This window comes from Amycolatopsis sp. NPDC026612 (assembly GCF_040638285.1).
Lineage (GTDB): Bacteria > Actinomycetota > Actinomycetes > Mycobacteriales > Pseudonocardiaceae > Amycolatopsis.
In genome coordinates this window covers 1-12,287 of record NZ_JBEZYB010000144.1, presented here as the reverse complement: position 1 = coordinate 12,287, position 12,287 = coordinate 1, and the positions used below count along the sequence as shown (strand labels likewise).

Below are 12,287 nucleotides of genomic sequence, written 5' to 3'. Positions count from 1 at the left end.
CGCCCGGTCCCATTCCGAACCCGGAAGCTAAGCCTGATAGCGCCGATGGTACTGCAACCGAAGGGTTGTGGGAGAGTAGGACACCGCCGAACTTACCTTCCGTACGGCCCGTTAGGATAGCCAGTTGGCTGCCCTAGCGGGCCGTACGCGTATGTCCAGAACAAGATTTTTTCCATGGCAGGAGGCCAGGTGTCCGAGTTCGGTCGACGAGACTCAGCGGATGATGGGTCCGGCCGGTCGGCACGCCGGGACGAAAGCTCCCGCGGCCGGTCGGACGGACCTGGGGGAGACCGGCGCGGCGCGCGGCAGGACCGCGGCGGCCGCGACAGCACGCACCAGGGGCGACCGCGCCGTGACGACCAGGGCGTCCGCGGCGGTGGCAAGCCCTTCCGCGGCGGCGACGGTCCCCGCGACCGCGACCAGCGCGGAGGTTACGCAGGTCAGAGCCGCACGGGCGGCCGCAACTTCAACGACCGCGACGACCGCAAGGGCGCGCCCGGCAGCCGCGACTCCGGTGGCCGGCCGGGTGGTAGCCGGTTCTCCGGTGGCCCCAGCCGCTCCGACGGTCCCAGCCGCTCGGGCGGTGGCCGCTACGAAGACCGGGGTACCGCCGGCCGGTCGGGTGGCCGTTACGAGGACCGGGGCAACAGCCGCTCCGGCACGCGCAACGAAAACCCGGGCCGCAGCTTCGACGACCGGGGCAGCCGGCCGCAGGGCAAGTCGTCGTACGGCGACCGCAAGCCGCGCTGGGAAGACCGCGGTGGTTCCGGCCGCCGCGACGACGACCGCAGCACCCGGCCAGGCGGCTTCCGTTCGGACGACCGGGGCCGTGGCAGCAGCGACCGTCGTGATGACTCGCGCGGTGACCGTGGTGGTTACCAGGGGCGCGACGACCGTGGCTCCCGCACGGGTGGTTTCCGTTCGGACGACCGCGGCCGTGGCAGCAGCTCCCCGCGGCGCGACGACGACCGTGGTCCCCGGACCGGTGGGTTCCGTTCGGACGACCGTCCCCGTGGTGGCAGCGACCGTCGTGACGACTCGCGTGGCGACCGTGGCGGTTACCAGCGCCGCGACGACTCCCGGGGCAGCAGCTCCCCGCGGCGCGATGACGACCGTGGTCCTCGGACCGGTGGGTTCCGGTCCGACGACCGACCCCGTGGCGGGAGTGACCGTGGCGGCTACCAGCGTCGTGACGACTCGCGTGGCGACCGTGGTGGTTACCAGGGGCGCGACGACCGTGGCAGCTCGCCGCGGCGCGACGATGACCGTGGCTCCCGCACGGGTGGTTTCCGTTCGGACGACCGCCCCCGTGGCGGCAGCGACCGTCGCGACGACTCGCGCAGCGACCGTGGCAGCTACCAGCGCCGCGACGACTCTCGCGGCAGCAGCTCCCCGCGGCGCGACGATGACCGTGGCTCCCGCACGGGTGGTTTCCGTTCGGACGACCGCCCCCGCGGCGGCAGCGACCGTCGCGACGACTCGCGCAGCGACACCCGCGACAGCAACACCCGCGACAACCGGGAAGACCGCGGCGAGCGCACCGGCAGTGGTGCCCGCGACGCGGGCAAGCGCTACGACCGCGACAGCAGCACCCCGCGCCGGGACGACAGCCGCCCCGGCTCCCGGGACCAAGGGGACCGCAACCAGGGGGACCGCAACCAGGGCGACCGCAAGGAGCGGCGGGACGACCGGCCGCGCCGGGACCCGCAGCCCCGGGTCGGGACCCCGCTCGACGACGAGGCGCTCGCCAGGGAACTCCTCGAAGCCCCTGAGCTGCCCGAGGAAATCGAGTTCTCGGACCTCGACGAGGACGCCCGCCGCGAGCTGCGGACGCTGCCGAAGGGGCTGGCCGAGACCGTCGGGAAGCACCTCGTCGCGGCCGGCAGCCTGATGGACAGCGATCCCGACGCCGCCCTCGAGCACGCCAAGTACGCCAAGGCCAAGGCCTCCCGCGTCCCGATCGTGCGCGAAGCACTGGGCCTGGTCGCCTACCAAGCCGGCAACTGGTCAGAAGCGCTGTCGGAACTGCGGGCCGTCCGCCGGATGACCCGCACCGACGACCACATCGCGATCATCGCCGACGCCGAGCGCGCGCTCGGCCGCCCCGAGCGGGCCCTCGACCTCGCGAAGGAGGTCGACACGGCGAAGCTCGCGAAGGCCACCCAGATCGAGCTCGCCATCGTCGCGGCCGGGGCGCGCCGGGACCTCGGGCAGCTCGATGCCGCGGTCGTTTCGCTGCAGAGCGACGACCTCAAGGCCGAGAAGCGCGACCCGTGGAGCGCGCGGCTCTTCTACGCCTACGCCGACAACCTCGCGGCCGCCGGGCGCAAGGACGACGCCGTCCGCTGGTTCCTCAACGCGGCCGAGGCCGACGCGGAGGACGAGACCGACGCCGCCGAGCGCGCCGCGGACCTGTCGAACGAGAACGTCGCCAAAAAGGAAAAGGACACCGAAGCGACTGATGAGTGACGCCCTCCTCGCGGCCTACGACGCGGTCCTCTTCGACCTCGACGGGACCGTCTACCACGGCACCCAGGTGATCCCGGGTGCCCCGGAGACGGTCCGGGCCGCGCGGGAGCACGGCACGCCCGTCCGGTTCGTCACGAACAACGCCTCCAAGGCGCCGGACGAGGTCATCGCGCACCTCACCGGGCTCGGCATGCCCGCCGAGCCCGACGAGGTGCACACCAGCGCCCAGGCCGCGGCCGTGCTGCTGCAGGAGCGGCTCGAGCCCGGTGCGGAAGTCCTCGTCGTCGGGACGGAGTCGCTCGCCGCCGAGGTGGCCGGTGCCGGGCTGAAGCCGGTGCGGGAGAACAGCGACGGCGTCCGGGCGGTCGTGCAGGGGCACTCGCCCGACAACACGTGGGCCGCGCTGGCCGAGGCCTGCCTGGCCATCCGCGCCGGCGCGCTGTGGGTGGCCTGCAACGTCGACGCCACGCTGCCCAGTGAGCGTGGCCTGCTGCCCGGCAACGGCTCGATGGTCGCCGCGCTGCGCACCGCCACCGACGTCGAACCCCTGGTCGCGGGGAAGCCGCAGCCGCTGCTGTTCGAGACCGCGGCGCGGTCGGCGGACGCGCGGCGGCCCCTGGTCGTCGGCGACCGGCTCGACACCGACATCGCCGGCGCGGTCGCCGCGGGCCTCGACTCGCTGGTCGTGCTGTCGGGTGTCGCGACGCCGAAGCAGCTGATCGAGGCGATTCCCGCCGAGCGCGGCACCTACCTCGCGGCGGATCTGACCGCGCTCACCGACAACGCCGACGATCTGCGGATCGGGCCGCGCCCTGGCTGGTCCGTCACCGCACAGGACGGCGTCCTCACCGCGACCGGCGACGGCGGCGACCTGGATCTGCTCCGCGCGCTCTGCCACACGGCCTGGGAAACCGGGGTCACCGAAGTAGGCGGGGACGCCAAGACACGGCTCGGTCTGTCCTGACTGAGCCTTCTGAGGCCGAGCCCCAGACCCCAGCCGGGGCCAAGCCCCCCTGGACCACCCCAATGCCCCTGATACCGTTTGTTCCGTGCAAGACCATCCTTATCCCGTCCCGGGCCCACCGCCCGGTTCGTTCTCGGAGCAGACCGACCCGCGCGCCGGCATCGACGACGCCGTCGCCGGGCTGGCCGACCTGGACGCGCTGCCGCTCGCGGAGCACGTCGAGCGCTTCGACGCCGTGCACACCGAGCTGACGGTCGCCCTGTCCAGCATCGACAAGGTCTGATCGGCGTGCCCAAACGGGCCCGCCTCGACGCGGAACTCGTCCGGCGCGGCCTCGCCCGGTCGCGCGAGCAGGCTTCGGCCCTGATCACCGGCGGCAAGGTCACCGTTCGCGGCATGGTCGCGACCAAACCCGCCACCGGCGTGGAATCGGGTGCGCCGATCGTCGTCAAGGACGAGGACGACCCCGGCTGGGCCTCGCGCGGCGCGCACAAGCTGCTCGGCGCGCTCGAGGCCTTCACCCCGCTGGGGCTGTCCGTCGAGGGCAAACGCTGCCTCGACGCCGGCGCGTCCACCGGCGGCTTCACCGACGTGCTCCTGCGGGAGGGCGCGGCGACCGTGCTCGCCGCCGATGTCGGCCGTGGTCTGCTCGACTGGCGGATCCGCACCGACGAACGTGTAGTGGTCATGGACCGCACCAATGTTCGCAATCTGACTCCCGAGGACCTCGGCGGGCAGGTCGACCTCGTCGTCGGCGACCTTTCGTTCATTTCGCTCAAGCTCGTGCTGCCCGCGCTCGCCGCCTGCGCGCGCGACGGCGCCGACCTGGTGCCGATGGTGAAACCGCAGTTCGAGGTGGGCAAGGACCGCCTCGGCACCGGCGGTGTCGTCCGCGACCCGGAACTGCGCGCCGAGTCGGTGCTCGCCGTCATCGACGAGGCCGCGAAGCTCGGCCTCGCGCTGGGCGGCGTCACCGCCAGCCCGCTGCCCGGGCCGTCCGGGAACGTCGAGTACTTCGTGTGGCTCAAGAAAGAACACGTGGCCGAGTCCACAATGGACGCGGTAGACAGGTCTGAGGCCGAGCGGCTCGTCCGGGCCGCCGTCGAGGAAGGGCCCGCATGACCACCGAACGTGAAGTGCTCCTCATGGTGCATCCCGATCGTGACGCGACGGCCGAAGCCGCGCGCGAGGTTTCGGCGCGCTTCGCCAAGGCCGGCATCCGGATCCGGGTGATCGAGGAAGACGTCTGCGCGCTGATCAACCCGGACGAGCACGGCGTCGGGTCGAGGTGCACCGTCGTCGCCGCGGAGGACGACCCCGCCGACGGCGTCGAGCTGGTCTTCGTCCTCGGTGGTGACGGCACGCTGCTGCGCGCGGCCGAGGTGGCCCGCCCCGCCGGGGTGCCGGTGCTCGGCGTGAACCTCGGGCGCGTCGGCTTCCTGGCCGAAGCTGACTCGGACGCGCTGGCCGACACCGTTCAGCGCGTCGTCGACGGCGACTACCAGGTCGAAGAGCGGATGACCATCGACGTCACGGTCACCCACGGCGGCACCGAGCTCGCCCGCACGTGGGCGCTCAACGAAGCCAGCGTGGAGAAGAGCACCCGCGAGCGGGTCCTGGACGCGCTGATCGAGGTCGACGGCCGTCCGGTGTCCGCTTTCGGCTGCGACGGTGTGCTGTGCGCCACACCGACCGGCTCGACCGCGTACGCCTTCTCGGCGGGGGGCCCGATCATCTGGCCGGACGTCCAGGCGCTGCTGGTGGTGCCGAGCAACGCGCACGCGATGTTCGCGCGGCCGCTGGTCGTCTCCCGGGACTCGGTGATCACCGTCGGGATCGACCCTGACGGCTCGTCCGCGGTCCTGACCTGCGACGGAACCCGTCCGATCGACCTCCCGCCCGGAGCACGGGTGCGCGTGACCTGCGGCACCGTACCGGTGCGCTTGGTGCGGTTGTGGGACGGCCCGTTCACCGATCGGCTGGTCCAGAAGTTTTCGCTGCCGGTGAAGAGCTGGCGCGAACGGCACGCGCGGCCCGTCGAATAGTCTCTCCGCCGCGGAATTCGAACATATCGGCGACTCGCCGGGGTAGCGGGTGCGCAGAGTGTCGGTGGTGGCCGCTACGGTAGGCGGCGTGCTGGCCGAGATGCGCATCCAGGGCCTCGGAGTCATCGAGGACGCCCTGCTGGAATTGCACGCGGGCTTCACCGTCGTGACCGGTGAGACCGGTGCGGGGAAGACCATGGTCGTCACCGGGCTGCACCTGCTGTCCGGGGGCCGCGCCGAGGTGTCCAAGGTCCGGACGGGGATGCTCAAGGCGTTCGTGGAAGGGCGGTTCACCTACTCCGGCGTCGAAGGCGCCGAACGGATCGTGGCCGAGTCGGGCGCGGACGTGGACGAGGACGGCAGCGTGATCGCGCTGCGCGCGGTCGCCGTCGACGGGCGGTCCCGCGCCCACCTCGGCGGCCGGTCCGTGCCGGTCGGCGTGCTCGCGGAGCTGTCCGAGCAGCTGATCGCGGTCCACGGCCAAAACGACCAGCTGCGGCTGCTGCGGCCGGCCGAGCAGCGCGCGGTGATCGACCGGTTCGCCGGTGATGCGGTGGCAAAGCCACTGGGCGCCTACCAGGAGATCCGGTCCGAATGGCTGGCGGTGATCGCCGAGCTGACCGAGCGGTCGACGCGCTCGCGGGAGATGGCCCAGCAGGCCGACCTGCTCAAGCACGGGCTGACCGAAATCGACGCCGTCGCGCCCGAGCCGGGCGAGGACGTCGAGCTCACCGCGCAGATCAAGCGGCTCGCGGCGGCCGACGAGCTGCGGGCGGCCGCGACCGAGGCGCACGTAGCCGTGTCCGGCTCTCCGGACGGCGAACCGGAGGCACCGGGCGCGGCCGGCCTGGTTTCCGAGGCGCTGCGGCGGCTCTCGACGTCGGAGGACGCGGTGCTGCGCGAGCTGGCGCCGCGGCTGGAGGAGGCGTCGGTGCTGCTCGCCGACGTCGGCGCCGAACTGGGCAACTACGTCGAGACGCTGGACGCCGACCCGGCGCTGCTGGAGCAGGTGCTGGCCCGCCAGGCCGACCTCAAGCGGCTGACCCGCAAGTACGCCGCGGACGTCGACGGCGTGCTCGCCTGGGCCGACGACGCCCGGCGCCGGCTGGAGACCATGGACACCTCGGAAGAGGCGCTCGCCGAGCTGGCCATGCGGCGCGATCAGCTCGCGGTGCAGCTCGCGGCGCACGCGGCCGAGGTGTCGGGCGCCCGGGAGAAGGCGGCGGCCGAGCTGGCCGCGGAGATCACCCGCGAGCTGTCCGGGCTGGCGATGGGCCAGGCCGCCATCGAGGTGACGGTGGAGCAGCGTCCCGCCGAGCACGGCGACACGCACGCGCTGACCATCGACGGCCGCGCGGTGCACGCGGGTGCGGACGGCGTCGACGACGTCGAGCTGTTGCTGCGCGCGCACGACGGCGCGCCACCGCTGCCGGTCCACAAGGCCGCCTCGGGTGGTGAACTGTCGCGGGTGATGCTGGCGATCGAGGTGGTCCTGGCCCACGCGGACACGGTCCAGACGCTGGTGTTCGACGAAGTCGACGCCGGTGTCGGCGGTCGCGCGGCGGTCGAGATCGGCCGGCGGCTGGCGCGCCTGGCCCGGACCCACCAGGTCCTGGTGGTGACGCACCTGCCGCAGGTCGCGGCGTTCGCGGACCAGCACCTGGTGGTGGACAAGGGCCACACCGGCGGGGTCACGCGCAGCGGCGTGAAGAACCTGAAGCAGGCCGAGCGGGTGAGTGAGCTGGCTCGGATGCTCGCCGGCATGGACAACGAGACCGGCCGCGCCCACGCGGAGGAACTGCTGGCCACGGCGGAGAAGGACAAGACGGAGTTCGAGCCGAAGAAGAAGCGCGCGGCGAAGAAGAAGTAGCGCGTCAGTCCCCGAGGGCGGTGTTGATGCCGCGGAACACCTCCGCCAGCACGCGCGCCTGCTCACCGGTCATCCGGTCGGCGAAGTGGCGCTGCACCCCGCGCACGTGCGTCGGCCACGCCCGCTCAAGCGCCGCCAGCCCCTCGTCGGTCAGGACCACGAGCGTGGACCGGCGGTTCGCCGGGTCCGGCTCGCGACGCGCGTAACCCGAAGACTCCAGGCCGTCCACGATCCTGGTCAACCCGCTCGCGCTGTGCACCAGCGCCGCCGCCAGGTCCTTCATGCGCAGGCGGCGCTCCGGGGCCTCCGACAGCTGCACCAGCGCGTCGTACGTGCGGTGCGTCATCCCGTGCTCGGCCCGCAGTTCCGCGTCGAGCACCCTCAGCAGCAGCGCCGATGACCGCAGGAATCCTCGCCACGCCGCGTCGTGCGCTCGGGTCAGGCTCACGGGGGGAATAGTACCCAAGCGAACAGTTGTTGTGCGAACTGTTCGCTTGCGAAGGAAGGACCCAGGATGCGCGCAGTGGTACTCAGGGAACCCGGACCCGTCGAAAACCTGGAACTCACCGATCTCCCGCTGCCCGAGGTGAAACCCGGCTGGGTCCGGATCGCCGTCAAGGCGTTCGGCCTCAACCGGTCCGAGCTGCACACCCGGCTCGGGCTGGCCGAAGGCGTCACGTTCCCGCGCGTGCCCGGCATCGAGGCGGTCGGAATCGTCGATGCCGGCGGCACTTTCGAGCCCGGCCAGCAGGTTGCCACCATGATGGGCGGCATGGGCCGCACGTTCGACGGCGGCTACGCCGAATACACCCTGGTGCCGGAGGACCAGGTCATCCCCTTCCGCAGCGACCTCCCGTGGGAGGTCATCGGCCAGGTCCCCGAGACGCTGCAGACCGCGTACGGCTCGCTCACCACCGGCCTCGACCTCAAGCCCGGCCAGACGCTGCTGATCCGCGGCGGCACGTCCGCGCTCGGCTTCGCCACGGCCACCCTGGCCCGCGACCTCGGCGCCACCGTTTTCGCCACCACCCGGCAGAAGGACCGCTTGGCCACCCTGGCCGAGCACGGCGTCGACCACCCGCTCCTCGACGACGGCGACGTCCAGGCGCAGGTCCGGAAGATCGTCCCGGACGGCGTCGACGCGGCCCTCGAACTGGTCGGCACCCCGACCCTGCCGGACACCCTGAAAGCCACCCGCGTGCACGGCACCGTCTGCTTCACGGGCATGTTGTCCAACCAATGGACGATCTCGAACTTCTATCCGATCGGCTACCTTCCGGCTGGGGTCCGGTTGACCGCTTATGGTGGTGAGGCGGACGACCTGCCCGCCTCCGTCCTCCAGCGCCACCTCGACCGGATCGCCGACGGCGAAGCGAGCCTCGGCCCGGCCAAGGTGTACTCGATGGCGGAGATCCGGCAGGCGCACGACGACCTGGAGCACAACCGGACGGCGGGCAAGCTCGTCGTGCTGACCGGCCGAGCGGAGGGAGCCGCCCCGTGATCCTGCCGCCGCCCGCCGACGTCGAAGCCCAGCTCTCCGCCGCGCGGCGGGACGGCGACCTCGACCGCTACCTCGGTCTCCTCGCCGGCGAGGAGCTGTTCGTGCCGATCCGGCGGGTGGATGCCCGCAGCATCCTCGACGAGCGGGCGGAGACCTTCCCGAACGTCTACTTCGAGACCGGCGGCGACGAGTTCCTGCAGGTCTTCACCCGCGGCGCGCTGCCGGACTTCGGCTCCGACGTCGTCGCCATGAGCGGCGCGCTCGACTGGGCGGTCGACGGCGTCGGGCGGCACGAGCGCGTCGTGTTCAACCGCGGCACCCGCGGCGAGTGGCGGCTGGCGGGGGCGACGCTGCAGCCGTGGCTCGACGCGCACGTCGACGAGGTCACCCCGCTGGAGGACCAGGTGGAGCGGCTGATCACCGCGCCGTACGGGCACCTCGAAGGACCCATCGCGCACGCACTCGCCTGCGGCGCGCACCTGGCCGTGCTCAACGCGGCGCCCTGGAACCTCCTCGACGGCCGCTTCCACGACTACGTCGCCGAGGTGCGCGGCCTGCGGGACTGGTGGGGCGTGCCCGACCCGCCCGGCTGGCGCGCGACCATGACCGGCCTGATCGGCGACGGCTACGCGCTGACGCCCGGGAACCTGGTTCTCATGCTGCGCCTGCGGTTCGCCGCCGAGTACGGGCTGCCGGGCGCCGAGTTCGATCCGCTGACCTGGGCGCAGCTGGTGGACCGGTGGTGCGCGGAAAACGACGCCGCGGACCAGGCCGCCGAGCTGCGGGAAACCGTCCGCCGGGTGTCCCGGTACGAGCGGCGGTTCCGCGCCGACGGCCTGGTCGACGCGGACGGGTGCGTCACGACGACGCTGTCCTGGGACGTCGGCCGCGCGGTCACCATCGCCCGCGGCGGGCTGGCGGCCGGGTACTGCGACGCGCTGACCGCCGAGCTGATGGTGCTCGAAGCAGGCGCCCTCGCGCGCCGCTACCACCAGTCATGGGCCGACCTGTCGGCGGGCTACGTCATGGGCCGGTTGCTGGACGCGGGCGACGAGGAGTTCGGCGAGTGGTACCCCGCGGCCGTGCGCGTCCACCACCAGCTCCTTCAGGACCCGGCGAGCCCCTGGCTGAACCTCGATTTCGGCTCGCTTTCGGAGGAATCGGAAGCCTGAGCCGCGACTGTCCTCACCACAACGAGTCACTACGGCTTCGGCGTGGCGTACTACGTCCCACGAGCAAATTTGTCACCATCGGCCACATGAAGCTCACCGGGTTGCTCACGCGGAACCAAGAACCCCTCCCGGGGATCATCGGGGTCGCCCGGGTCGACCGCCGCACCCGGGAGCTGCTGCGCCGGATCAGTCCCGGCGACATCGTCGTGCTCGACCAGCTGGACCTCGACCGCGCGACGGCCGACGCCCTGGTCGAGGCGGACGTCGCGGGCGTGGTCAACGCGTCGCCGTCGATTTCCGGCCGGTTCCCCAACATGGGACCCGAGATCCTCGTCGCCGCCGGCATCCCGCTCGTCGACTCGGTCGGCAGTGAGCTGCTGCGCTCGGTCAAGGACGGCACGAAGCTGCGGCTGCACGACGGCGTCGTGTACGTCGGCGAGCGGCAGGTCGCCTCCGGCATCGAGCAGACGACCGAGAGCGTCGCCGACCAGATGATCGAGGCCAAGGCCGGGATGTCGACGCAGCTGGAGGCGTTCTCCGCGAACACCATCGAGTTCCTGCGCCGCGAGCGCACGCTGATCCTCGACGGCGTCGGCGTGCCCGAGCTGAAGGTGCCGCTGCGCGACCGGCACGTGCTGGTCGTCGCGGGCGGCAACGGGCACGTCGAGGACCTCAAGAAGCTCAAGAAGTACATCGCCGAGCACCGGCCCGTGCTCATCGGCGTCGACGCCGGTGCCGACACCCTGCGCGTGCAGGGCTACAAGCCGGACGTCATCGTCGGTGACCCGACCGGCATCGGCACCGCCACGCTGCGCGGCGGCGCGGAGGTCGTGGTGCCCGCTCAGCCCGACGGTCACGCTCCCGGTGTCGAGCGGATCCAGGACCTCGGCATCGGCGCGGTGACGTTCCCGGCGTCGGGCAACGCCGAAGACCTCGCGCTGCTGCTGGCCGACGCGCACGGCGCGAGCCTGGTCGTCACGGTCGGCTTCCAGGCCACCCTGCGCGAGTTCCTGGACCACGGCCGGTCCGGTTCGAACCCGTCGACGTTCCTGACGCGGCTGAAGCTCGGCACGAAGCTCGTCGACGGGAAGGCGGTCGCGACGCTGCACCACAGCCGGGTGTCGGTCGGCGCCGTCGTCCTGCTCGTGCTCGCCGCGGTCGTGGTGGTCGCCGCGGCCCTGCTGGTGTCCGATGTGGGCTCGGTCTACCTCGACTGGCTCCGGCACACCTGGAATTCGCTCACCGCCTGGGTCAAGGGGCTCTTCACGTGATTTCGCTGCGGTACCACGTCGTTTCCATCGCCGCCTGCTTCCTCGCACTGGCCGTCGGGGTCGTGCTGGGCTCGACGGCGTTGAACGGCTCGTTGCTGTCCGGGCTCGCGGGGGAGAAGAAGGACCTCGGCAGCCAGGTCGCCGACCTGGAGGCGCAGCGCAACGCGCTCAACGCCCGGCTGGCCGACGCCGACGCCTTCGCCGGCTCGATGGGCCCGAAGGTCGTCGCCGGCGTCCTGGACAAGCGGTCGGTGGTGCTCGTGACGACCGGAGACGCGCGCCCGGCCGACCGGGACGCGCTCAAGCAGCTGATCGGGCAGGCCGGGGCCTCGGTGACCGGTGAGGTGCAGCTGACGTCGGCGTTCGCCGACCCGGAGAAGGCCGACCAGCTCCGGGACGTTGTCACGCGGTTGCAGCCGGCCGGCTCGAAGTTCCCGACGGCGGGTGACTCCGGCACGCTCGCCGGCGCGCTGCTCGGTTCGGTGCTGCTGCTGGACAAGACCACGGCGAAACCGCAGTCCTCGGGCGAAGAACTGGCGGCCGCGCTGAGCGGGCTCACCGACGGCGGATTCGTCAAGGCGGGCCAGGACGTCAAGCCCGCGCAGCTGGCGGTCGTGCTCACCGGGGCCCCGGCGAGCGGTGACGGCGCGGGTGACCGCGCGGCGACGATCGCGCGGTTCACGACGCAGCTCGACCGCAGCGGCGCGGGCACGGTCCTCGCGGGGGACGCCGGTTCCGCGGACGGCACCGGCGCGCTGGGCGTGGTCCGGGCGGACACCTCGGCGACGTCCATCCTGTCCACTGTGGACAACGCCGACTCCTCGGCGGGGCGGGTGAGCACCGTGCTGGCGTTGAAGGAACAGCTCGACGGCGGTGCGGGCCGCTACGGCGTCGCGGGCAACGCGCAGGCGCCCTCGCGGCGAAGGAGGGGGTGGCCGCGGCGACCATGTCGCGGATCATCGCGTCCCTGGTCGAGGCCGGCTACGTCAGCCGGG

The 12,287-nt window shown here is 72.4% G+C and carries 11 protein-coding genes and 1 rRNA gene; 11 read left to right on the top strand and 1 reads right to left on the bottom strand.

Annotated features, from left to right (window positions below):
- The 7 genes from rrf to recN form a co-directional block, all read left to right on the top strand.
- Positions 1-92 (top strand): 5S ribosomal RNA (rrf, locus tag AB0F15_RS44085); the annotation flags it as partial.
- A 97-nt stretch (positions 93-189) separates the two neighbouring features.
- Entirely contained in the window at positions 190-2,469 is a 2,280-nt protein-coding gene (locus tag AB0F15_RS44080) for a hypothetical protein (protein ID WP_360283754.1), read from the top strand.
- Entirely contained in the window at positions 2,462-3,433 is a 972-nt protein-coding gene (locus AB0F15_RS44075) for an HAD-IIA family hydrolase (RefSeq protein ID WP_360283752.1), read from the top strand. The genes AB0F15_RS44080 and AB0F15_RS44075 overlap by 8 nt, the downstream gene beginning before the upstream one ends.
- Before the next feature lie 85 nt (positions 3,434-3,518).
- Positions 3,519-3,716: a hypothetical protein gene (locus AB0F15_RS44070; RefSeq protein ID WP_360283750.1), complete on the top strand. Its 198-nt coding sequence runs from the start codon at positions 3,519-3,521 to the stop codon at positions 3,714-3,716.
- 5 nt (positions 3,717-3,721) lie between these two features.
- Entirely contained in the window at positions 3,722-4,555 is an 834-nt protein-coding gene (locus AB0F15_RS44065; protein ID WP_360283748.1) for a TlyA family RNA methyltransferase, read from the top strand.
- Positions 4,552-5,478: an NAD kinase gene (locus AB0F15_RS44060; RefSeq protein ID WP_360283746.1), complete on the top strand. Its 927-nt coding sequence runs from the start codon at positions 4,552-4,554 to the stop codon at positions 5,476-5,478. Before AB0F15_RS44065 ends, AB0F15_RS44060 begins: the two co-directional genes overlap by 4 nt.
- 88 nt (positions 5,479-5,566) lie before the next feature.
- Positions 5,567-7,348: a DNA repair protein RecN gene (gene recN / locus AB0F15_RS44055; RefSeq protein ID WP_360283756.1), complete on the top strand. Its 1,782-nt coding sequence runs from the start codon at positions 5,567-5,569 to the stop codon at positions 7,346-7,348.
- A gap of 4 nt (positions 7,349-7,352) precedes the next feature.
- Here the strand turns inward: recN and AB0F15_RS44050 are convergent, their stop codons facing one another.
- Positions 7,353-7,796, bottom strand: a complete 444-nt coding sequence (locus AB0F15_RS44050) for a MarR family transcriptional regulator (RefSeq protein WP_360283744.1) — start codon at positions 7,794-7,796, stop codon at positions 7,353-7,355.
- Positions 7,797-7,862: 66 nt separating this feature from the next.
- Here AB0F15_RS44050 and AB0F15_RS44045 point away from each other — a divergent pair, with 66 nt between their 5' ends.
- The 4 genes from AB0F15_RS44045 to AB0F15_RS44030 form a co-directional block, all read left to right on the top strand.
- Positions 7,863-8,849: a zinc-binding alcohol dehydrogenase family protein gene (locus tag AB0F15_RS44045; protein WP_360283742.1), complete on the top strand. Its 987-nt coding sequence runs from the start codon at positions 7,863-7,865 to the stop codon at positions 8,847-8,849.
- Positions 8,846-10,021 carry a DUF1266 domain-containing protein gene (locus AB0F15_RS44040; RefSeq protein ID WP_360283740.1) on the top strand — a complete coding sequence of 392 codons (1,176 nt, stop codon included), beginning with the start codon at positions 8,846-8,848 and terminating at the stop codon, positions 10,019-10,021. Before AB0F15_RS44045 ends, AB0F15_RS44040 begins: the two co-directional genes overlap by 4 nt.
- Positions 10,022-10,107: 86 nt before the next feature.
- A complete protein-coding gene (gene steA / locus AB0F15_RS44035) occupies positions 10,108-11,292 on the top strand; it encodes a putative cytokinetic ring protein SteA (protein ID WP_360283738.1) in 1,185 nt (394 codons plus the stop codon).
- Positions 11,289-12,287, top strand: a 999-nt coding sequence (locus tag AB0F15_RS44030; RefSeq protein WP_360283736.1) for a copper transporter, incomplete at its 3' end; no start/stop codon positions are given. The genes steA and AB0F15_RS44030, both read left to right, overlap by 4 nt.

Excerpts from the sequence above, each read along its gene's own strand:
- AB0F15_RS44075 (WP_360283752.1), top strand. The coding sequence starts at position 2,462 with ATGAGTGACGCCCTCCTCGCGGCCTACGACGCGGTCCTCTTCGACCTC.
- steA (WP_360283738.1), top strand. The coding sequence starts at position 10,108 with ATGAAGCTCACCGGGTTGCTCACGCGGAACCAAGAACCCCTCCCGGGG.
- AB0F15_RS44060 (WP_360283746.1), top strand. The coding sequence starts at position 4,552 with ATGACCACCGAACGTGAAGTGCTCCTCATGGTGCATCCCGATCGTGAC.
- AB0F15_RS44045 (WP_360283742.1), top strand. The coding sequence starts at position 7,863 with ATGCGCGCAGTGGTACTCAGGGAACCCGGACCCGTCGAAAACCTGGAA.